Raw genomic sequence first — 22,116 nt, forward strand, 5'->3', positions numbered from 1 at the left:
ACGTGTACAGTAGAGATGGCAGCCTGTTAGCAGGAGTCCGTTAAGCGGCGCTGTTGGGTCATACAGCCTGCTGGGCGCCCAATGTTGGCGTCCAACAGCATCCAACAGCATCCAACAGCATGGGCTGCATCATGTCCTAATGCCGTACGACCCAACGCCAGGTGGAGCAATTCAGTCGGATCTTTTGATCGGGCTATGCAACCTGCTGGGTGATGCCGCGTCTTGTAACGCACGCTTCCCATTTGTCTTTTCTAACAAGGCTACAACAGCCCATGACGACGCACGCTTCGCCTGTATCGGCACCGGCCTCGCGCCCCTCGTCGCGTTCTACAGCAAAAGAGGATACTGCGCCTCCTATTTTTTCAGACTCATTTTGGAAGCGCTTCCAAAATGGAATTGATGATTTTCCTGTGCCCGTGATATCCGTAGACGAAACGGGTACGATTCAGGCGCTTTCTCTGGCAGCACGACGCATGCTGGGCTACCGTGCGCATGATGAGATCGAGCCATACTTCTTTACGCACGTGCACGGGCAGAACATGCATCGGGTGATGCGCGACCTGGCTCACATGGTGAGTGCGCACACGCGTCGCGCATCATGGCTGGTGCGGTTACAAACACGGGGGAGCCGATGGCGATGGTTTCGGATTGAGGCGGTGAACCGCTTGCGAGCGCCCGAACAGTGTGTTGTGCTGCGTATGCGCTCGGTGTAACTCGCCCGCCAACGCAAATATGCTTGTAGGAGGCGGCATGTCTAATCCTTCACCAAAATGATCAATGCACGGGGTGATACCGCGCCGATTGCGTGCGGTACGGGCTCTCAGAACCTGTTTGGGTTTTGGTTTGACGGCGAGAGCGAGGGCCGCTGAGGCGAAAATTGGACCCCAATCGAGGTTCGTAGCCGGGGCTACGGGCCGAGATTAGGGGCAATTTGCAGCCCAGCGAAGCCGCTCGGAGCCCAAAATAAGAAATCAAAACAGGCTCTCAGTTGCGGCATGCGTATGTGAATCCGTGCGTGGAGCAGAGACAGAGAGGAACTACAGATTGGAACGGGTCATACGTGTTGCAGACCGCATGCTTGCCAGGAGGGTGTATCAGAGATGCCTTGCAAGGATGCCTGCCGCATCATACTGCGGCAAATCTGTTCTCAAGATAGCGGCGAGGTTCACCATGTCTGTATCGATATGAGTACCAACGCATCATTCTCGGATGGCGCCCAAGATCCGCCACCGGGCGACGGCGACCCGCCTTACGGCTGGATTGATGAGTGGCTCTGTGAGTACGTTGACGGCACCATGGACCCCGCCTGGAGGCGGTGTTTACCTCGTACGTAGAGGCAAATCCTGAACTGAAGGCGCACATCGAAGAGCTGCAGCAGACGCGCAACCTGCTTAGTCAGTGTCGCTTCCCCAATGATGCTGCCGCCACGAAGCGAGCTCAAGACGATGTGTGCGACCAGGTTGAGTCGGATCTTTTATGCTCGAAGTTGTCGCTTCGTGAAGCGCTCTTGCAGCGTCCGCAGTTTTCGGCGGGGCTTGTTGCGTCGGTGCTCACTGCGCTCATGATAGGAGTGCTCGTTGGGGCAACGGTTGTGGGAGCTCCTGTAGCACCGGGCGAGACTGCCGAATCAGCGGCTGTTGAGCACGTACAGGTCGCCGACCGCCCGGCGATGCCTGCGCCCCTGTTGCCATTGGGAGCCCAGAATGAACGCCGTTCGACTCGGCATGCGAGGGCCGCCCCTGCCTGGCCCATATCGACGGTCGACTCGCTGCACCTGCCTCCCGCGGCCTTGAACTTAATGCGCACCTCGCGTTGATACGATCTCGGCATGGGAAGAAAGCGCTGGCTCTATCTTTCGCCTCTTCTTGATGCAGCGCACGGCACAACATCAGCCCCCAGTGGTCTAAGCGCATCCCATAACGACACACGGGCCTTTAGCTCAGCGGTTTAGAGCGCTCGCCTCACACGCGAGAGGTCCCTGGTTCAAATCCAGGAAGGCCCACATATTTTTTGCATAAGCCCCTGTTTTCGCAGGGGCTTTTTTGTTTGAGGTACCATAGAGGTGCAACAAAGTAGGTGCGCATTCTGTGTGCAGCGTCAGGGTTTTGCTTCCCTGCGTGGTGGAGAGTTCCGTCCACTATCCACTACCTACCTATTCGCGCACCAATACGGCCTGCTGGGTTCCATTGGTGCGCCGCATCACGTCAAGAAGCGTGCGATATCTGTCATACATCTCAGGCGATAGGGGGGCATCTGTGAGCTCAAACCGTCGTCGGTAGGCAATCTGCCGTTCGTCAGCGTTGTGGCGAATAGAAACGTTGTATGTAGCAAAAGGGGTTTCGAGCATGGTGCCTTCGGGAAGCGCCTCCACAGTGTATCCTGCTGGTAGTGTGTACGTAACCGAGTCGGCATAGACGCCAGGTGGCGTGAAGGGGTGCACGGGCTGCGTGCGCGGTTCATCGGACGCTGCAGGTACAGCAGGAAGGGATTGAGCAAGCCCGATATCCAAAAAGAGGCGCGAGGCCGTGGTCGTGGCATACCGGGGTAGCTCGACTGACACCGGAATCTCAATCTTGGGGGTGGGCGGATTCACCGCTGAGAAGTCGGCCTGCGTGATGTTGAACGTGCTAAAGCGAAGCTGATCGCGCATCCACGCCCGGCGGGCGCGGTCAGAGGCGCGGGCTAACTGGTGGCGCGGCCCGTCGTGTAGCACGCCGGTGTACGTGGTGGTGATCGAAGCTGTGGCGTTGCCCGACGGGTCCAGGTCAACTGTTGCACGGCGGATGCGCTGATTCTGAGCGGCTGTGGGGGCGGGCACGTCAACGAGGCGGCTGTTGTCTTTGCGGACCAAAAGCGCCTTACGGTCGGCAATGCCGCGGTGCACATGACCAAATGGAAGAAGCTGGCTGGTGGTCTCCAGCCACAGCGTATCCTGGGCGGTAGGCACCGCCAGAATCATGTGGTTAAACCGGTTCTCGGGGAAGTCGGCGTGTAGCGGCGGTGCGTAAGAGCTTGACCGAATGAGAACGGGAGACGAGGCAATGCCTACCTCTTCAAGTAATGCTTGCATGTAGTTGGAAAGCGCCTTGCAGTCGCCGTAGCCGGTGCGTTCCACGTATTCGGCGGGATACGGCTGCCAGCCGCCGAGTCCGAGTTGCACGCTCACGTAGCGGGTGTGCGATTGCATGTGCTCGTAGAGCGCGCGCACCGAGTCGCGCCGGGTGCGCGCTGAGGCTACAGCGGCGTGGGCCTGCTCCGACGCGGCATCGGAGAGGGTCTGTCGTCCTTGCGTGAGCGAGTGGTACCAGTTGCCGAAGGCCTTCCACGTAGCAAACGTGCCCTGCGTATCCCCAATAGCAAACTGACGCGGCACTACGTGCACAGCGGGCGCTTGCGCGTACCATGGCGGACCGTGCGGCTCGGCCTCCCAGGCGCGGGCGTTTTGCACCGTCCACGTGCGTAGGCGACGGTCGTTCACGCGGCGCAGGTCGGGTTCAGAGGCCCCACGGCGCAGGTCGGGTTCAGAGGCCCCACGGCGCAGGTCGGGTTCAGAGGCCCCACGGCGCAGGTCGTAGCGCACCTCCATATCAGCAGGCGTGTCTATGATATACGCCGCTTGCTCTACGGGGGCGGTAGGGTGGTGCGGACGCCAGGTGGGCCAGCCCAGGTGGCCATTGCGGCGCAGGGTGTACTCGAAGACAACGGTATACGGGTACGTGTTGTGATGCAGCTCGGCCCGCTTCACGCGCAGGTCGCGGTAGAGCGAAAACCCGTCGTTCGCCGGATAGTCGCGGATGTCATCGTCGTCGAGTTCGGATACGACGGTGCCCTCGGCATCTACAATCCAGCCCTCCAGGTCTTCGATTGAGCGGAATGTGTCGTGGGTGAGGCGCAGCGTACCAAATGACTCGCGCCCTTGCCTTGAGAAGACCGTGACGGCACGGCGTACATGCTGCGAGACGGATCCGACCTCGTGCGCCTTGATATGCGTCAGGTCGCGGCGTACAACCGCATCGGGGCTGTCGTTCATGAGCGGCAGCGGCACGTGGCGTAGTGCCAGAGACGCCGGAGCAAAGTCAGACGACAAGGGGCTGAGGTCTTGCCCAGAAACGGGCAGTGCCAGGAGCATCCCCAAGAAAATACTGATACTGGCCCATTGGAGGCGAGATGGATACATGCGAAGTGGGGCGGCGTGAGCAATGCGAAGTGAACAGAGCGTGCGGCTTACCGCCGTGCACCCGATTCTGGGGCTGACTCTGAAGTCTCCTCTGATGAGGAGTTGGGGGTGGAGGAATCGGTGCCGCTCTCGGCGTTGGCCACTTTGCGCAGCACGAGCGGCTGGCTCTCCATCTCCACAATATGCGTAAAGAAGTCGCGGAGCGCTTCGTAGTTGGCGGGGCCTATGACTGGCTGGCGTAGCATGAACACCTGGCGCACCGTAAGGCGGCTGCCTTGCGCTTGAATGAGACGCGTGTACCCGCCGCCGTTATCCATAAACTGGACCTGCGCGTTTTCGGGTTTTTCCGCTATCGCGTACTCTTCGGGCAATTGAAGTGAGAGCACCTGCTGAACCTGCATTGGGTATCCAAAGTCGACGGGATACGTGCGCTCTTCGATCTGAAATGGATTTTCGCCCCACCGACCCAGCAGCGTTGGGTTCAGGTAGATGAAGTCAGCTGCGGTACGGGCATACGCGGGCAGCGTGACCCCGGCATCGACGACAACAGCTTCGCTGCGACGCTCGGGAATCTCGATGCTGGATTCGGTAATTTCGGCGCGGTCGTAGCGGTCGAAGACGGTATCTTTCACGAACGAGATGTCGTCATCGGCTTCTGCGTATTCGCTGCGGTGTGTAGTGATGCTGGATCCGTCGTAGGTGGCGCGTACGGTTGCGTCGATGGTGCCGTCGAGATGCAGCGTGCCTTGCGCAAAGAACGTGTGTTGACGCGTTGTGGTACGCGGAATCTGAATCCACTGTGCGTTGTCTTCGTGCAGCAGGTAGCCATTGTCGTTGAGGGCTCGCAGCGGCAGCATACCCATGGGGCGGTGTGGATCGGTTGCATCCAGCAGCAGGGTCTCCTCGCCCAGCGATACCGCAACAAGCAGGTCGTTGAATTGCGAAAGGAACGGATACATCGGCATGGTTTTGCCGTGGCTACGCGTACTGATGAGCACGGGGGCAGCCATAGCAACATCGGCCTCCTGCAGCATGGAGGCCAGCAGCAGGTTGATCTCGGCGCTGGACCCACTGCCGCGTTCGAGCACATCGTCGAGATCGCTCTGGGCGTAGATGGTAGAATTGTTGTCCCAGCTCATAGCGCGCACCACATGGTCGTACAGCGCCCGTAGCTGCTCGTCGGGGGCCTCAATACCGTCGATGACATCGCGGGCTTCGTTGCGCACCGCACGATGGTCGCCGACCTGGTCGCCGAGTTTGTCATGGTCAAGGAGGTCTTCAGTGAGCTCTTCCCACGAGCCCATCACCGACGTAGAGCGGCGTTTCGGCGGGTTGACCGATTGCAGTTGGAAGCGGATCTTTGCGCGGTGGTTTTCCAGCGTCGTCATGTACGGCTCGGCACGCAGGGCAGGCACCTCTTTCATCACCCACCGATAGTCAGTCCCCCGAAGGCGCGGGCTGAAGTTGGTTTCGTCGCGCTCTTGCACATCGTAGGGCTGGCTGCCCTGCGACAGAATCGCATACTGAAAGACCTCGGGAATGCGCGTCTTGTACTCGCTGTAGAGCGTCGGCTCGGTGGTCTGAAAGGTCCACGACCGCAAGAAATGGGGCTGGTACGAACGGATGCGATAAGCGTACTCGATCACCGCGCCCGGTTGCAGATTCGGCAGCGTAAACGTAATGCGCTGATGTGTGCCGTCAATGTCTTCCTCGAAGATTTCGTCCTCGTCAAGCTCGTACGTCTCCTGCTCGCCGTTGGAATTCAGCACCACCGTATGCGCTTCAATGTTGTCGACATGCTCGGTGTCGTCTTCGTCGTAGTAGGTAATCTCGACGGTGCCCCAGTCGTCGTACGCCTCCTCGCTCAATATCTTGATGCGACGGTGGCGCTCAAACGAAAGGCGTCCGTTGGGCCGAAACGAGGTTTCCCCGTAGTCGGATAAAACGACGGCCGTGGCGTTCGAGTCGGCGGGGTAGTGGTCCATTTCCAGTTCGTTCATCGAGACCTCGCCCCACTCGGCGGGTTCATCCGGCACGTCGATCGGTTGGGCAGAGGCCGGAGCGGCGTGGAGGGCCAAAAAGAAGAGAAGAGCGGTGAGAGCAGGGCGTACCGAACGATACATGAGAAGAGCGTAACGCTATGCAGATAACAGAAAAAGTAGACGGGAAGCGACGGCCAACCAGAAACGGCGCACCACTAAAAATGCGCGCAATTGGATATGACACTTCATTTCATTATATGGAGTAGGGGCTTAGCTCGCAAATCGCTGATATGTGGACCCAATAGCACTGTGTTACGACTTGGGTGTTGATCGCGGCGCTAATCAATAAGTGTTATTGAGGCACACAAAAATCCTAAACATCCTTTTCTGGACGATTTTTGGTAGATCCAAACCAAGTTGGCTCCAGGACTTGTGTGCCTGTCTACAGCGCTTTCGAATGTATCTTGCACTCGTCTCCCTATGTTCTATGCATATATCAGCAGCCCGTACGATACAACCCATTTCATCCGCACGGATGATCCCAACGCTGCTTATCGGAATGGCGCTTATCGTTGCAACAGCCGTTCTTCCGCCTCTCACTCAAGCCCAATCTGAAAACGAAGCCCCATCTCCCGGAGACTGGGCGCTTCAGTTTCAAGTGAATGACAACTTTACGCTCGGCTCGTTTCAGGGCAGCGTGCTCTCTGTAAAGCACCAGATTACAGATCAGCGGGCTCTACGGCTGGGAACGAGCTTCGACGTAACATCGAGATCCCGCGAGATCAATGAGGACGCCATTGCTGACGGGCCCGATAGCGATGACGAGGCACGGCAACAATTTCAGATCGACGCTCAGTACCTGTACACCTCAGATCGGGAATCGGCGATTCGTCCATACGCAGGAGGCGGGCCCACCTTTCTAATGCGACGTACTCGCGATGAGAGGCAGGTCAGCGCTGGCACTCAGGAAGGCACCAATCGTTCATATGGTGGCGGACTTGTAGGCGTTTTTGGCGTCGAGTGGATGGTGCATTCGGCTATCGGCATCAGTGCAGAGTATGGAGTCCAGGCAATATACACGCACGAGAGTCGCGAAATCGAACGAAATGGCACCACCATTCTTGATGCGACAGACACCGAGTGGAATGTCGGCGATCGTCCTGTCCTGTTTGGCGTGTCTGTATATTTCTAATACGTAGCGCGAGCTACACACCAACGAATGCCTCATCTGGCCCGTCGCCAGGTGAGGCATTTTGTGTATTTAGGGCATTCGAATGAGCACATTTTCTACCAACAAAAGCCACTCGTGCCCCGTTCATGTAGCCCGCGTATCCTACTGAACCGGCTACTGCTTCCGCATGACGCCCCTCCCCATCGACGATGTGCTGCCGGAGCTGCGTGCTTCGTTGCGCGATACGCCTCGCGCGGTGCTCGAAGCGCCCACCGGTGCGGGCAAAACGACCCGCGTGCCGCCTGCCCTGCTCCAGGCCAACTGGCTGGGCGAGGAGCGCATCCTTATGCTGGAGCCGCGTCGCCTGGCGGCCCGTGCTGCGGCCCGCCGGATGGCACAGGAACGCGGCGAATCCGTGGGCCAGACCATCGGCTACCGCGTGCGTATGGATACGCAGGTCAGCCGCCAGACCCGCGTCGAGGTCGTCACCGAAGGGGTGCTCACGCGCATGATTCAGGACGACCCGTTCCTGGACGGCATCGGCGCGGTCATCTTCGACGAGTTTCACGAGCGCAGCCTGCAGGCCGATCTCGGACTCGCCCTCGCCCTCGACGTCCACGAGTCGCTTCGCCCCGATCTGCGGCTGCTCGTGATGTCCGCCACGCTTGATGTAGGGCCTGTCGCCCAGCTTCTGGGGGATGCGCCGCGCATCGCCAGCGAAGGGCGCACGTATCCGGTCGACATTCACTACGCCGATCGCCGCCCCGATGGCTACATCGAACCCCACGTATCCCGCAAAATCATGGAGGTGCTGCCCAACACCGAGGGCGATGTGCTCGTCTTTCTGCCGGGTGCGGCCTCCATTAAGCGCGTACAGCGGCAGGTGGAGGCGAAGGTCCCCGCTGGGGTGAACGTCTATCCGCTCTTCGGAAATCTGCCGCATCACAAGCAAGACCGCGCCATCGCGCCAAGCGAGGCGAATGAGCGGAAGATTGTGCTCAGCACGCCTATCGCCGAAACCAGCCTGACCATCGACGGGGTACGTGTGGTGATCGACAGCGGCAAACGCCGCACGCCGCAGTTCGACCCGCAGAGCGGGATGACGCAGCTTAAGACGGTGCCCATCTCGCAGGCGTCGGCGGATCAGCGGGCTGGGCGCGCCGGACGCACCGCGCCGGGCGTGTGCCACCGGCTGTGGACGCGCCACACGCACATGAATCGCACTGACCACACCCCGCCCGAGATCGAGCAGGCCGACCTGGCACCGCTGGCGCTGGAGCTGGCCGCCTGGGGCACCGCCGACCCGGACGACCTGCGCTGGCTCTCGCCGCCGCCTACGGGGCCGTTTCAGCAGGCGCAGGATCTGCTCGCGCAGCTCGGGGCCCTCCACGACGACGGCACCATCACCCCGCATGGACGCGAGATGGCGGGTCTGGGCGTGCATCCGCGACTGGCGCATCTGCTGGTGCAGGCGCAAGACCTGGGGTATGCAGCGGTGGGATGCGATCTGGCAGCGCTGTTGAGCGAGCGCGACATCTTCCGTGGACAGGGCGAAGCCCCCGATGCGGACTTGCGCCTTCGTCTCGACGCCCTGCAGCGCGCCCGCGATGGCGATTCCCCAACCCCGAATGCGCTCCGGGGCAGCCGCATTGCGCGGGGCACGCTGCGCCGCGTGCAGAAGATGGCCGGGCACTGGCGGCGGAATCTGGGCGTGTCGCGCAACGCCCGTAGCGATGCCAGCGCGTGTGGTCTCCTCACCGCGTTTGCGTATCCCGACCGCATCGCCAAGCGCCGCTCCAATTCCGATGAGCGCTTCCTGCTGGCCAATGGACAGGCCGCCGCGCTCGATCGTCCGCAACTGCTCTCGAAAGCCGACTACCTGGCGTGCGCCCACGTGGCCGGACGCGACCGCGAGGCGCAGATCCGGCTGGCTGCGCCGATCTCGGGAGACGACCTGGCCACCTTCTTCGACGATGTGATCACCAATCACACCATCGTGGCGTGGGATGCCGACAATGAGCGCATCCGGGCCCGTACGCAAGAGCGGCTGGGAGCGCTACGCCTGAAAGACGGCCCGCTCGCTAATCCTGATCCCGAGGCCACCGCCGCCGCGCTCCTTGAGGGCCTCCGCGCCACCGAGTTGGAGCTGCTGCCGTGGAGCAAAAACGCCCGTCGACTGCAGCAGCGACTCGTCTTTCTGCACGAGCACCTCGACGACTGGCCCGATGCCTCCGCCTCCCACCTAATGAGCACCCTCGATGACTGGCTGGCTCCGCATTTGTACGGGATGCGCCGGGTGAGCGACTTGCGTGGATTGAACCTTCCAGAACTCCTGAAGCAGCGTCTGTCGTGGGACCAGCGCGACCAGCTTGACGACCTTGCGCCCACGCACCTCACCGTGCCGAGCGGCCAAAACCGCCCCATCGACTACAGCGAGCCCGAGGCTCCGGCGCTGAAGGTGCGCCTGCAAGAGATGTTCGGCGCCACGGATACCCCGCGCATTGCCGGTGGCACGGTGCCGCTGACGCTCCACCTGCTCTCGCCCGCCCAGCGTCCAGTGCAGATTACGCAAGACCTGGCGCACTTCTGGGACGAGACGTACTTTGAGGTCAAGAAAGAGATGAAGGGCCGCTACCCCAAGCACTACTGGCCCGACGACCCGCTCACGGCCACGGCCACGCACCGGGTGCGCCCGCGGTAGGCTGTAGTAGAAGGGTATTGACGTGGTGCTATCACCGGCGTAACCAATGTACACATACGAGGAAGCTTCAAAAGAAATAATCAGCTATGGACATCAGAGCATGGGGCAATGCGATGCTCGCGCCTCGTCGCATGGTGCAGGGGGCTATCGTGTTTCTATTTAGTGGGGTCCACTTTGCGGCAACCATTGCCGTAGGCGGTTTCATCGCGCTTCAGCATGAAAATCCAGATCCAGCAGTAGAAGCCAGGCTGTACGAGTTAGAGAACATTCTCCTTCAGCCTTTAGGGGCACCTCTGATTGACCTCAATTCCTCATCCACCCTTCTTTTCTTGATTGCGGGGGGATTAAATAGCTTGCTCTGGGGCCTGACGGCCTACCTGATCTGCTATGCGGTTTTTGCGGGGCTGCGTTGGGGGTGGCGCTGGCTTTTTGGTGCTGAGCGGACTTCAGTTTGACCTTCAGGGAGAAATCTCTTTTGCAATCTGTCCTCAAAGCGGATACGTGCTGGTTGGTACCGTGATCGGCGTGCGGTCCGGTGGTGGGCGAACGGAGTAACTTGTGCCGAACGCTTTCGGCACCGTTCGCGCCAGGAACGCGGAGGAACGGTCGTTATCAGTGTCTCCATTAAGCCATGTCGACCTCGGCAGGTTTGTGTGGGAAGGCGACAGGGGGAGCGCCGTCGGCAGGGGTCATTGGCGGGATAGATGGAGCAGGGGCTACATAGTCATAGGCCGCCGCCACGTAGTAGCTGCACCAGGTGGCAATGCCCATCCACTTCGGCGCGTTCTCCATGATGAAGTGCCAGTCGCCGTATCGGTACAGGTAGGGATCCGAAATTGAGTCCAGGCCAACCGAGGTCGCGAGCAGGCCAAGGGCAACAGCGAATGCCAGCGGACGGTGACGCACAATGATGCCGCGAAAGTGCCACAGATAGATGAGGACGGCACCGCCTAAGAGCGCGTACACGCCTTTCTCAGGCACGCCCAGATCGGGCAAGAGGTGCTCGTGCATCATAAAGAAGTCGTCGACCAACAGGTAGCCCGAGAGCAGTGCTGAACATCCGAAAAAACGAGCTGCGCGGTGCTTGTGCCGGTGCCAGCAGCACAGTGCTGCAAATGCACAGATTGAGGCGGTGGCCATCCACAGCAAGATGCCGAGATTCGACAGGATACTTGTAAATGGATGCAACGCGGCGATGGCGAATACATCGCGCGTCATGACGCCAAAGGGAATCTGCCAGGCAACGTGAGCCCCCAAGACGAAGAGCAGTATCAGCCCTGCGGAAAGTGCGACGTACAGAAGTAAGCGAAGAGAGGACATGCGGGACAAGCAGTGTATAGGGGACAGACATAACACTGCGATAATACTATGGTAACACCACGGCCGTGTACCGCATTACGGTGCTGTGTACGGTGCACGTTTGGAGAGAAAAAAGCACAGGCATTGGCGCACCGTCGTGGACGATCTGGATGCTATGACCGCTGAACGGAAGGGGACTGTGCTTCCAGATAAGCGAGAGCGCGGCGTGTACGCTCAGCGTGCTGTGCTACTCCGCGTCGGTGCTGTCTCGGCGCATTTCGCGCTGGCGCATGGGCATGGCGTCGATGGCCTGGAAGATCGTTTCTGGGGCGGTCACCTCGTCGTAGCGGCGTTTCTCGGTGCCGTCTTTGCCGATGAGCAGCACGCGAAAGGCGTCGGGGGCGATGTCGAATCGGGCACGCAGGCGTGCGGCTGTGTCGGCGTCGAGCGGCGTGCCTTCATACGTGCTGGGGCCGTGGGCGAGGAGCGTAACCACAATCATGTCGCGCTCGCGCACGCCGTCAATCTCGCGGTCGAGACGTTCGCGCTGTGCGGTGAGGGAGGCGCTGGTATCGCTCGGGGCAAAGATGAGAAGCGGACGATGCGTCCACCGGTGGTCGGCGAGGTCGAACGTGGTGGTGTCGGGCATGGCGGGGGAGGTGGCTGATGCGGGCAGAGAGGCGGCAATCAGCAGGATGATTCCGAAACTGAGGCTCCGAAAGCGGGCAGGCAGGGACATGGCACAAACGAGACAGCGGGAACGAAGCGATGCAACGGTGGGGCACCAGAACGGAGCGGTGCTCATCCGAGCAGCAACCTGATTATCCCTCCAACAACAGCCACGGCGCTAAGCACGAACGTGGCGCCGGTGGCGGCGAGCACGGCGAGGAGGGACCACGGGGTGATGAAGCGGATCATGGCGCCGTAGCGCAGGAGCAGGCCCTTGCTGTCCATGACGGCGGTTCGTAGCGCCCAGAGGCCCTTCACGAAGCGTCGCAGCCGACTGCCTTGCTTGGGGCCGGGACGCACGGCGCGGGCGGCCTGGGTGGCGGCGGTTTTGTCGACGTCGAGCTGGTCGCGCAGGCGTTCGGGCAGTTTCATCAAGTCGCGTAGGCCCTGGTAGAAGAGCGCCAGCACCCCGGCGGGCAGAAGCAGGAGTCCGGCAAGCCCGACCGCAAGGAGCTGGGCGAAGCCGTACGTGGGCCATCCGCCGAAGAGCGCCCACCAGGTGCCAAGCCCGGCCAAAAGCGAGACGATGGCGAACGCGCCCACGCCACGCACGAGCCACGAAGCCAGCCGCGCCAGCGTGGCGACTTTGGTGGAGGCGTCGGCGTTGGAGAGGGACGTGTTGGAGTCGGGCATGGCGGCAGGGTCAGTCGGACGAGGCGGGTTCGGCGGGGGCCAGCGTGTCGCGTTTTACGCGGTCGAGATGCGCAAGGGCCGCGTCTTCGTCGTCGGGCAGGTCGTCGTTGAACACGGCGTCTTTGATGGCACCGGTAGCGCGGCGTTCGGGTCCGCTCAGGCGGTGCAGCATCGTCTCGAAGAGTTCGCCACGGCGGAGGGCTTCGTCTTTGATCTGCATCAGGTACTCGAAGGCGGGGTCGTGCTCGTTGGGGATGTCGCCATCTAAGATCGCCTCGCGAATCCACGTTTTGGCGATGCCGACGGCCACGCCCTCGTCGATGCCGAGCGTCTCCATGATCTCGTAGCCATCGACGGGCGGTTCGAAGTTGCGCAGGCGGTCTTTCTCTTCGACTTCGGCCATCTTCTTTTCCACGCGGTCGAACGCCTTCAGGTAGCGCCGCCGGCGGTGCGGGTTGCCCGAGGTCACATCGCTACGTACGAAGGTCATCAGGTCGTCGACGTCGTCGCCCGCCTCGTAGAGCAGGCGGCGCACGGCGGAGTCGGTGACGTCGTCGTCGACCAGCGCGATGGGGCGGTGGTGCAGGCGGATGATCTTCTGCACGTACTGCATGCGCTCGTCCATGGGCAGCTTGAGGCGGCGGAAGATGTCCGGAATCATGCGGGCCCCGCGATCCTCGTGGCCGTGGAACGTCCAGCCGTCGTGCTTCGAGTAGCGTTTGGTGTCGGGCTTGGCGATGTCGTGAAAGAGCGCGACCCAGCGCAGCCAGCGGGTGGCGTCGGCGTCGCGGTGGGCGGTGCGCTCGGCCAGGTTGTCGAGCACTTTGAGCGTGTGGTAGAAGTTGTCCTTATGGCCGCGCCCGTCGCGCTCCTCAATGCCCTTCAGGCGCTGCACCAGGGGCAGAATGTGCGCCAGGATGCTGCTCGCCTCCATCATCTTGAAGCCGATGGACGGCTGGTCGGCCACGATCATCTTGTTGAGCTCCTCGGTGATGCGCTCCTGACTCAGGATCTCCACGCGGTCGGCGCGGTCGGTCATGGCCTCGAACACGCGGTCGGACACGCGAAACTCCAGTTGCGTGGCAAAACGGGCTGCGCGTATCATGCGGAGCGGATCGTCGTCGAACGTCTCCACCGGATCGAGCGGGGTGTCGATGGTCTGACGATCCAGGTCGCGCTGTCCGTTGAACGGGTCGATGAGCTGCCCAAAGCGCTCTGGATGCAGGTGCATGGCCATCGCGTTGATGGTGAAGTCGCGCCGGTGCTGGTCGTCTTCGAGCGTGCCGTCTTCCACGATGGGCTTGCGCGAGGAACGGCGGTAGCTCTCCTTGCGGGCAGCCACGAACTCCAGCACGAGCGGGTCAGCGTCTTCGTCCACGCCCGGTGCCCACGGGGTAGGTAGGCGAATGGCAGCGGTGCCAAAGTTGGGGTAGATGTGCGCGGTCGTGCCGCCCAGGTCGTCGGCAACGGCCTCTGCCAGGGCAATGCCGGTGCCTGTGCCCACCGTCACGAAGTCGAGGTCGGTCGTGGGACGGCCAATCAGCAGGTCGCGCACCAGCCCACCCACGGCGTAGGCTTCGATGTCTTCCTGAGCCGCGACCTCGCCGATGCGTTTCAGCAGGTCGGCGTACGGACGGTCGCGGAGAGCAGCGCGCAGTTCGGTGGACATGGGGCGGTGGGCAGCGGGTCAGTACAAATGGTCAGTGCACAGCATACGCGCACGTGTTGCGCCCGAAAACGTTCGGTGCACAGGGTTCGCTGACGGTAGAAGCAGGTCGGTAGCCGGGGACTGGAACGTCCCTGGCGAGAGAGACCGTCCGGGATACACGCACCTCGTAGAGACGCGCCACTGGCGTGTCTCTACGGGTTACGGCTGATGCACCTGGCGCTGCAGCACCGGCCACGTATCCACCACCTCGTCGCGGTCTACAGCGTAGAGCACGGGCTGGGTGGCCACGGTCACACACGCATGGTTGGGCACAATGCGCAGACGATCGCCCACGCCCATCGTCGCGCCGCCCGGCACCTGCATCCAGCCATGCTCTTCCGAGAGATTTGTGATCTGCACGTGCGGGTGCTCGCGCATAAACGCCGCATTGTAGAGCGCAATCCCAAACCCCGACGTCTGCGCGCCCGTGTCGGTCGTAACCACCTTCTTCCCCGCATCCACAAACACCCGCTCGGTGCCATTCGGCATACGGTGCCGACTCACCACCTGCGTGTACGCCGTCAGCGCGCAATGGTCGAGCGGACACACGCCCAAGGTGTGCTGCATCGCGTCGTAAAACACGTAGTTGCCCGGACGAATCTCGGTGATGCGTAGGCCCTCGTTCTCGGTGTTCTCGAAGTAACGCATCGACGGCGTGGAGCCAATGCTCACCGTAAAGTCGTCTTTCGAGATGGGCGGCGCGGTCTCGCTGTAGATACGCGCGGCGGCCTCCAGAATCCGATGGGTTTCCTGGTGGGACACACGGCGCAGTGCCTCCTCCGGCGTTTCGGATGCATCTGGGCCGGCATAGCTCTGCCCCGCGTGGGTCAGCACACCCGCCAGACGCAGTGAATCAGCGTCGAGAATCTGTTGCGCGCGGTGAGCAATCGCATCGCTGTCATACCGGATGCCACAGCGCCCATGCCCGGTGTCGATTTCGAGCAGCACGTCTACGGGATCGTCAGCGGAGTAGGCGTGGGCCGCCTGCGCGATGCCAGCCTCCGTATCCACACAGAAGCGCACCGAGGCGTGCTCGCGCAGGGCCCGAATGCGCTCGTTCGCAACCGCGCCCACCATCGGATAGGCAATCGTGAGATCCGTAAAGCCCGCCTCTGCAAACTGCTCCGCTTCGTCGAGCGTGGCCACGGTGAGTCCCACGGCGCCGGCCTCGCGCTGTAGCGTAGCAATGTCGGGCGATTTGTGCGTTTTGGCGTGCGGACGCAGGTTAACGTCTTGGGCATCGGCTTTCGTCTGCATCCGGTCGATGTTCGCCGTGAGGCGTGTCGTATCCACCAGAAGGGCGGGCGTGGGCAGGTCGTCGATCAGCATGGGAAGGCGGGACGTGTGGGAAATCGGCAGAGGATCGGGCGTTGAGATGGTTGTTGTAGGGGTAGAGACGCGCCAGTGGCACGTCTCTACCCAATATGCAGTCTGTCAGGCATCCACGAAAAACGCCCACCTCGGCAGAAGCGAGATGGGCGTTGCATGTGTTGCGGTGCTGCTGCACGGGGCACGCCGATGGAGCAAGGCGTTACACGCCCCCCATAGACACGCGCAGGCGGTTGCGAGCGCGGTCGAGCGCCTTCTTTGCCTCTTTGCGCTCCTCGGGTGAGGCGCTGGCATCGAGGCGTTGCAGAGCGCGCTGTTCGGCTTTCTGGGCCCGCTCGGTGTCGATGGCCGACGACGGCTCGGCGGTTTCCGCGAGTACAATAACGCGGTTGTCGAGGACCTCCAAGAAGCCGCCGCTGGTTGCAAAGTCAATGTGTCCATCGCGGGCGGTGAGGTCCTCATACGCATCCTGCGTCTTCACGACAATCTTACCGACGTCAAACGCGGCAATCATGGGCGCGTGGTTGCGCAGCACCTCGAACGAGCCTTCGATGCCGGGGGCCTGTACGCCACGGGCATGGCCTTCGAAGGCGCGTCCGTCAGGGGTTACAATGTCAACGCTGAGCTGGGTAGCCATGAGCACAAAGGGTTAGGGCAGCGCGGCGCCGGCGTGCAGCATTGGAGCAGACAGGCGGCGCCACGTGCGATGTACGATTACGCGTCGTCTTCGGCAAGCATTGCTTCGCCGTCCTCAATCACCTCGTCGATGGTGCCTTTGAGGAGGAACGCCTGCTCGGGCAGGTGGTCGAGCTCGCCATCCAGAATCATGCGGAAGCCACGGATGGTCTCTTCGATCGAGACGTAGGCACCGGGGGTGCCGGTAAACTGCTCGGCCACGAAGAACGGCTGACTCAGGAAGCGCTGCACGCGGCGGGCGCGGTTTACGGCCTGCTTGTCGTCGTCAGAGAGCTCGTCCATCCCCAGAATGGCGATGATGTCCTGCAGCTCCTTGTAGCGCTGCAGAATGCGCTTCACTTCCTGCGCCGTCTGGTAGTGGTCCTTGCCGACGGTGCGCTCGTTCAGAATCTGGCTGTTAGAGTCGAGCGGGTCAATGGCGGGGTAGATGCCCTGAGCCGACAGCTGGCGCGAGAGCACCGTGGTGGCGTCGAGGTGGGCAAACGTGGTCGCCGGCGCGGGGTCAGTAAGGTCATCCGCCGGTACGTACACGGCCTGGAACGAGGTAATCGAGCCCTTCTGCGTCGAGGTAATGCGCTCTTGCAGGTCGCCCATTTCGCTGGCAAGGGTCGGCTGGTAGCCCACAGCACTCGGCATACGGCCCATGAGCGCCGACACCTCGGAGCCCGCCTGTACAAAGCGGAAGATGTTATCGAGGAAGAACAGCACATCGCGTCCACCCAGATCGCGGAAGTACTCCGCAATGGTGAGGCCCGTCAGGCCCACGCGGGCACGCGCTCCTGGCGGCTCGTTCATCTGGCCGAAGACCAGCGCGAGGTTCGAGGTCTTCACAGCTTCCATGTCGACCTTGTCGAGGTCCCAGCCGCCTTCTTCCATGGCTTCGCCGAACTCCTCGCCGTAGGTCATCACGCCGGACTCCAGCATCTCGCGGAGGAGGTCATTGCCTTCACGGGTGCGCTCGCCCACGCCCGAAAACACTGAGAGGCCCTCGTGCGCCTTCGCAATGTTGTTGATAAGCTCCTGGATGAGAACGGTCTTGCCCACACCGGCACCGCCAAACAGCCCAACCTTTCCCCCTTTGGGAATGGGCTGGATGAGGTCCATTACCTTAATGCCCGTTTCGAGCATGTCGACCGACGAGGCCAGCTGGTCGAACGAAGGCGAGGGCTGGTGGATGGCACGGCGCTCGTCGGTTTCAGGCTGCGGCAGGCCATCGACGGCCTCGCCAGTTACGTTGAAGAGGCGCCCGCGAATCGACTCGCCAATAGGTACAGAGATGGGACGGCCCATCTGCTGCACCTCCTGGCCCCGTTTCAGACCGTCGGTGGTGTCCATCGCAATAGAGCGAACGCGGTGCTCCCCCAGGTGCTGCTGCACCTCAAGGATGAGATCGTCGCCCGATTCGCGCTCAATCATGAGCGCATCCAAAATTTTGGGCACCGCATCCGGCGGGAACTCGGCGTCCACCACCGGGCCTACGATTTCAACGATAGAGCCCGTATCTGTTGCAGTTTGTACGTCCATGAGGAGATGGTCAGGTCCAGGTGATTCGTCGGCAGCGCGTCGCAACCGCACAGATGCGCCAGAACATAGCGCACGCGGCACGGTCATAAACATAGCAGAGCGCACATCCAATTGCTTCCGCGCTTCGTGGTCAAAGTGCGGAAAGGCAGCAAAGAATTGTGGAATTTCGGGGGATGCGGGGCGGGCTGCCCTGCCGGAATTGCCGACCTACCTATCAGGGTGCGCCGCCCTGACGCATCTGCCCTGACGCCCCGACGTGCGGGCTGCCATTGGGGCGAGTGGCTATGCGTGCACTGCAGCGACTGCCTCTGCATCCTGCCAACATGACAGCGCGCGAGCCAGTGGTATGCTTTTCGACCTGTACGAAAGACGCATGAGCACGATTGAAGACTCATGCGATGATATCGCGGCCTTTTCTTGGATAACTACAGCACACACATGAATCTGCAAAAGTTTACGGTCAAAGCGCAAGAGGCGGTGCAGAAAGCGATGGAGATCGCGGCCTCGCACCAGCATCAGGGCGTAGAGCCCGCTCACGTACTCAAGGCGGTGCTCAGCGATCCGGAAGGCATTGCCGTATCCATCTTGCGACGCATTGGGGCCAACATCGATCGCTTGCAGAAACAGGCGGACACGGCACTTGGCAAGCTCCCGAAAGTCTCGGGGGCCAGCGTGTCGGGGCAGTACCTGGGCGACGACCTGAAGAAAGTATTCGACCGCGCCCGCGCCGAAGCCGATGTGATGGGCGACGAGTACGTATCGACCGAGCACTTGCTCGTGGGACTCGTTGAGGGCAAAGACACCATCGGGCAGGCGCTGCGCGATCAGGGGGCCTCGAAGGAGACGCTCCTCGACGTCATGGAGGACGTGCGCGGCACACAACGCGCTGACGATCCGCATGCCGAAAGCCGCTACGAAGCGCTCGACCGTTTTGCGCGCGACCTGAATGAGCTGGCGCGCAAGGGCAAGATCGATCCGGTCATTGGCCGCGATCAGGAGATTCGGCGCGTGATGCAGATTCTGAGTCGGCGCACGAAGAACAACCCGGTGCTCATTGGCGAAGCAGGTGTGGGCAAGACAGCCATTGCCGAGGGCATTGCTACGCGCATCGTACAGGGCGATGTGCCCGAGAGCATGCAGTCGAAGCGCATTGTGGCGCTCGACATGGGCGCGCTGATTGCCGGGGCCAAGTATCGCGGTGAGTTTGAGGACCGCCTGAAGGCCGTAGTGAAGGAGGTAAGCGAATCTGATGGCGAGCTCATCCTGTTCATCGACGAAATCCACACGCTCGTTGGTGCCGGTGCTACCGAGGGCGCCATGGATGCCGCCAACATTCTGAAGCCGGCGCTGGCGCGGGGTGAATTGCGCGCGATTGGGGCCACCACGCTCGACGAGTTCCGCAAGCACTTTGAGAAAGACCGCGCGTTGGAGCGGCGCTTCCAGAAGGTGGTCGTCGATGAACCGAGCATCGAAGACACCGTCTCCATTCTGCGGGGGCTGAAAGAGCGCTACGAGGTGCACCACGGCGTGCGCATTACCGACAGCGCGCTGGTGGCCGCCGCGGAACTGAGCGAGCGCTACATCACCGACCGCTTCCTGCCCGACAAGGCCATCGACCTGATCGATGAGTCGGCGGCGCAGCTCCGCATCGAAATCGACTCGATGCCTGCCGAGCTTGACCAGTTAGAGCGCGACATTCGTCAGCTTGAAATTGAGCGCGAGGCCATGAAGCGCGACGAGAACGAGGAGAAGGTGGCCTCGATCAACGAGCAGATTGCGAACCTTGAAGACGAGCGGGATGCGCTGCGCTCGCGCTGGAAAGAGGAGAAAGACTTGATTCAGACGGTGCGCGCCGCGAAAGAAGAGATCGACCAGCTGCGCGTGGAGGCCGAAAATCTGGAGCGCGAAGGCAAGTACGACCAGGTTGCCGAGATCCGCTACGGACGCATCCCGGATCTGAAAGAGGAAGCCGCAGACGCCAATGAGAAGCTGGCAGCCATCCAGGAAGATGGTGCGCTTCTCAAGGAGGAGATCGACGACGAAGACATCGCCGACATCGTGTCGCGGTGGACGGGCATCCCTGTCAGCCGCATGCTCGAAAGCGAGCGGCAGAAGCTGCTGCGTATGGAAGACGAGCTTTCGGAGCGTGTGGTGGGGCAGCCCGAAGCCATCAAGGCCGTCTCCGATGCCGTACGCCGCGGACGTGCAGGGCTGCAGGAGGCGTCGCGTCCGATTGGTTCGTTCATCTTTCTGGGCACCACCGGCGTGGGCAAAACCGAGCTCGCCAAGACGCTCGCGCACTTCCTCTTCAACGACGAAGATGCGATGGTGCGCATCGACATGAGCGAGTACCAGGAGAAGCACACCGCCAGCCGCCTTATTGGCGCCGCGCCCGGCTATGTGGGCTACGAAGAAGGCGGGCAGCTTACCGAGCAGGTGCGCCGCAAGCCGTACTCGGTGGTCCTGCTCGACGAGATCGAGAAGGCGCATCCCGAGATCTTCAACGTGCTTTTGCAGATGCTCGACGACGGACGCCTGACCGACAACCAGGGCCGCACCGTGGACTTCACCAACACCATCATCATCATGACCTCAAACATGGGGTCAGAGATCATTACCGAGAAGATGGATACGGTGGACGGCGGCTATCTGTCGGATCTGGAGCGGCAGGAGCTGGAAGAGACGCTGCTCCGCATGCTGCGGAAGCGGCTGCGCCCCGAGTTCCTGAACCGCATCGACGAGATCGTGACTTTCCGCTCGCTCGGGCGCTCGCATATTCGGAAGATTGTGGAGATCCAGCTCGACCGCCTTCGCACGGTGGCGGCGAAGAACCACCACCTCACGCTGGCCCTGAGCGACGACGCCAAAGACTGGCTTGCCGACCGCGGCTACGACCCTGCGTTTGGGGCGCGTCCGCTGAAGCGCGTCATGCAGCGTCAGGTGGCCAACCCGCTGGCCGAGGCCCTGCTTAGCAGCGACATCCGTGACGGCGACGCCGTGCAGATTGCATTGGCCGCGGACAAGTCGGGTCTGGTGTTCGAGACGACGCCTGAGGCCGAGCCGGTGAGTGCGTAGTGCAGATACACTTTATTGTAAGGATTCAGCCCCGGCAGTGTCTGCTGTCGGGGCTTTTGTGTGGATCGAAAACGCGTTCGGGGGATGCGAAGGGATGTTCACTGTGGCTGATAGACCGATGCATACGAGAGCACATCGCCCATAGGAAGGTGTAATGCGCGTAGCGACGAGTGTCCGCAACCGCCCGCGCTTTACGCATCCACATACACACCTACGCCGACCAATAAACGACCTTTGCATTAATCCCCCGTGCTCTGTTATGCCGACATCGTCCTCCTCCACAAGCGAACATGCCGCTGCATCCACCACACAGCCCGAAAAGATGACCCGCTTTTTGGCGATACTCATTGACTCCGTCCTTACGATGCTCGTGTCATGGATCCCCGTGCTTGGGCCGCTCTTAGGCGCGGGCTACTTTCTGGTGCGCGATGGCCTGACGCTCGATTTCATGAACCAGCGCTCGATCGGTAAGCATGTGATGGGACTCAAGGTGAAGCGTGCCGATGGGCAGGCGATGGACATTGAGACCTCTGCAAAGCGCAACTGGATGTTTGCGATCGGAGGCGTCACCGCATTGGTTGCCGAGATCCCTCTCCTTGGGTGGTTGCTGGCCCTTCCCATTTCGCTGGCCGCGCTGGCTATTGGGTTGTACGAAGGCTACCGGGTACTTACGCGTAGCGACCAGAAGCGCTGGGGCGATGACATGGCCCGCACCACGGTTGTGAAGGCATAGCATCAGAATAGTGCCCCCCTGCTAAATGCGCAAGAGAATATGCGCATAGAGACAAACATATGCATCCCCTAAACAGATATACTTAGGAGGCCGCCGCTTTGGTATGCAGAGCGGCGGTTTCTTTGTGGTATGTACGCCACGTGATAAAAAAGAGGTAGAAAAGTCCTACTGCGACGCAGGAATGTAACGAAATCAGCGATGGGGTTGCATTCCTGTGCAATGCGTGCTACAGTAATGTATAGTATTCATGCATACCCTTTCACGCTCCGATGCTCTTTCTGCCTTATACTGTAGTTTATTATACTTGCCGTCTTCTCGGCGAGTGCTCTTCTCAAGAAGGGGCGATGCACATGCGTGAT

17 protein-coding genes and 1 tRNA gene are annotated in these 22,116 nt (G+C 61.3%); 9 read left to right on the forward strand and 9 right to left on the reverse strand.

Annotated features, from left to right (window positions below):
* The first annotated feature begins 272 nt into the window (after nucleotides 1-272).
* The 4 genes from CRI93_RS11900 (at nucleotide 273) to CRI93_RS11910 (ending at nucleotide 2,002) form a co-directional block, all read left to right on the forward strand.
* Nucleotides 273-713: a PAS domain-containing protein gene (locus CRI93_RS11900; protein ID WP_176521844.1), complete on the forward strand. Its 441-nt coding sequence runs from the start codon at nucleotides 273-275 to the stop codon at nucleotides 711-713.
* A 471-nt stretch (nucleotides 714-1,184) separates the two neighbouring features.
* Nucleotides 1,185-1,334, forward strand: coding sequence for a hypothetical protein (locus CRI93_RS15400; protein ID WP_176521845.1), 150 nt, complete (start codon nucleotides 1,185-1,187; stop codon nucleotides 1,332-1,334).
* The gene (locus CRI93_RS11905; protein WP_098062863.1) at nucleotides 1,316-1,816 is read left to right on the forward strand and encodes a hypothetical protein; all 501 of its coding nucleotides are present in this window, start codon (nucleotides 1,316-1,318) and stop codon (nucleotides 1,814-1,816) included. Before CRI93_RS15400 ends, CRI93_RS11905 begins: the two co-directional genes overlap by 19 nt.
* Before the next feature lie 112 nt (nucleotides 1,817-1,928).
* Nucleotides 1,929-2,002 (forward strand) — tRNA-Val (locus CRI93_RS11910).
* A 150-nt stretch (nucleotides 2,003-2,152) separates the two neighbouring features.
* Here CRI93_RS11910 and CRI93_RS11915 read toward each other — a convergent pair.
* On the reverse strand, nucleotides 2,153-4,177 hold the full coding sequence (locus CRI93_RS11915; RefSeq protein WP_098062864.1) for a DUF3857 domain-containing protein: 2,025 nt from the start codon (nucleotides 4,175-4,177) through the stop codon (nucleotides 2,153-2,155).
* A 47-nt stretch (nucleotides 4,178-4,224) separates the two neighbouring features.
* Complete coding sequence (locus CRI93_RS11920) at nucleotides 4,225-6,300, reverse strand: DUF3857 domain-containing protein (protein WP_098062865.1); 2,076 nt, start codon at nucleotides 6,298-6,300, stop codon at nucleotides 4,225-4,227.
* A gap of 418 nt (nucleotides 6,301-6,718) precedes the next feature.
* Between CRI93_RS11920 and CRI93_RS11925 the strand changes: the two genes are divergently transcribed.
* The 3 genes from CRI93_RS11925 (at nucleotide 6,719) to CRI93_RS11935 (ending at nucleotide 10,486) form a co-directional block, all read left to right on the forward strand.
* A complete protein-coding gene (locus CRI93_RS11925; RefSeq protein ID WP_098062866.1) occupies nucleotides 6,719-7,351 on the forward strand; it encodes an outer membrane beta-barrel protein in 633 nt (210 codons plus the stop codon).
* A 166-nt stretch (nucleotides 7,352-7,517) separates the two neighbouring features.
* On the forward strand, nucleotides 7,518-10,031 hold the full coding sequence (hrpB, locus tag CRI93_RS11930) for an ATP-dependent helicase HrpB (protein ID WP_098062867.1): 2,514 nt from the start codon (nucleotides 7,518-7,520) through the stop codon (nucleotides 10,029-10,031).
* Between the two features lie 86 nt (nucleotides 10,032-10,117).
* Nucleotides 10,118-10,486 carry a hypothetical protein gene (locus CRI93_RS11935; protein ID WP_098062868.1) on the forward strand — a complete coding sequence of 123 codons (369 nt, stop codon included), beginning with the start codon at nucleotides 10,118-10,120 and terminating at the stop codon, nucleotides 10,484-10,486.
* A gap of 169 nt (nucleotides 10,487-10,655) precedes the next feature.
* On the opposite strand, the gene CRI93_RS11940 is transcribed toward CRI93_RS11935, so the two are convergent.
* From CRI93_RS11940 to atpD, 7 genes are all read right to left on the reverse strand, one after another.
* Nucleotides 10,656-11,249, reverse strand: a complete 594-nt coding sequence (locus CRI93_RS11940) for a hypothetical protein (RefSeq protein ID WP_141491693.1) — start codon at nucleotides 11,247-11,249, stop codon at nucleotides 10,656-10,658.
* Nucleotides 11,250-11,577: 328 nt separating this feature from the next.
* Nucleotides 11,578-12,069 carry a DUF4174 domain-containing protein gene (locus CRI93_RS11945; protein ID WP_176521846.1) on the reverse strand — a complete coding sequence of 164 codons (492 nt, stop codon included), beginning with the start codon at nucleotides 12,067-12,069 and terminating at the stop codon, nucleotides 11,578-11,580.
* A gap of 62 nt (nucleotides 12,070-12,131) precedes the next feature.
* Nucleotides 12,132-12,692: a hypothetical protein gene (locus CRI93_RS15405; RefSeq protein ID WP_098062871.1), complete on the reverse strand. Its 561-nt coding sequence runs from the start codon at nucleotides 12,690-12,692 to the stop codon at nucleotides 12,132-12,134.
* A gap of 10 nt (nucleotides 12,693-12,702) precedes the next feature.
* A complete protein-coding gene (locus tag CRI93_RS11955) occupies nucleotides 12,703-14,361 on the reverse strand; it encodes a CCA tRNA nucleotidyltransferase (protein WP_098062872.1) in 1,659 nt (552 codons plus the stop codon).
* Nucleotides 14,362-14,559: 198 nt separating this feature from the next.
* Nucleotides 14,560-15,729: an alanine racemase gene (locus tag CRI93_RS11960; RefSeq protein ID WP_098062873.1), complete on the reverse strand. Its 1,170-nt coding sequence runs from the start codon at nucleotides 15,727-15,729 to the stop codon at nucleotides 14,560-14,562.
* A 202-nt stretch (nucleotides 15,730-15,931) separates the two neighbouring features.
* A complete protein-coding gene (gene atpC, locus CRI93_RS11965) occupies nucleotides 15,932-16,366 on the reverse strand; it encodes an ATP synthase F1 subunit epsilon (protein ID WP_098062874.1) in 435 nt (144 codons plus the stop codon).
* Between the two features lie 77 nt (nucleotides 16,367-16,443).
* The gene (gene atpD, locus CRI93_RS11970; protein WP_098062875.1) at nucleotides 16,444-17,949 is read right to left on the reverse strand and encodes a F0F1 ATP synthase subunit beta; all 1,506 of its coding nucleotides are present in this window, start codon (nucleotides 17,947-17,949) and stop codon (nucleotides 16,444-16,446) included.
* A 438-nt stretch (nucleotides 17,950-18,387) separates the two neighbouring features.
* On the opposite strand from atpD, the gene clpB reads away from it, so the two are divergent.
* A complete protein-coding gene (gene clpB / locus CRI93_RS11975) occupies nucleotides 18,388-21,024 on the forward strand; it encodes an ATP-dependent chaperone ClpB (protein WP_098062884.1) in 2,637 nt (878 codons plus the stop codon).
* Between the two features lie 259 nt (nucleotides 21,025-21,283).
* Entirely contained in the window at nucleotides 21,284-21,757 is a 474-nt protein-coding gene (locus tag CRI93_RS11980; RefSeq protein ID WP_176521847.1) for an RDD family protein, read from the forward strand.
* Nucleotides 21,758-22,116: the final 359 nt, after the last annotated feature.

The organism is Longimonas halophila, assembly GCF_002554705.1.
GTDB classification, from domain to species: domain Bacteria; phylum Bacteroidota; class Rhodothermia; order Rhodothermales; family Salinibacteraceae; genus Longimonas; species Longimonas halophila.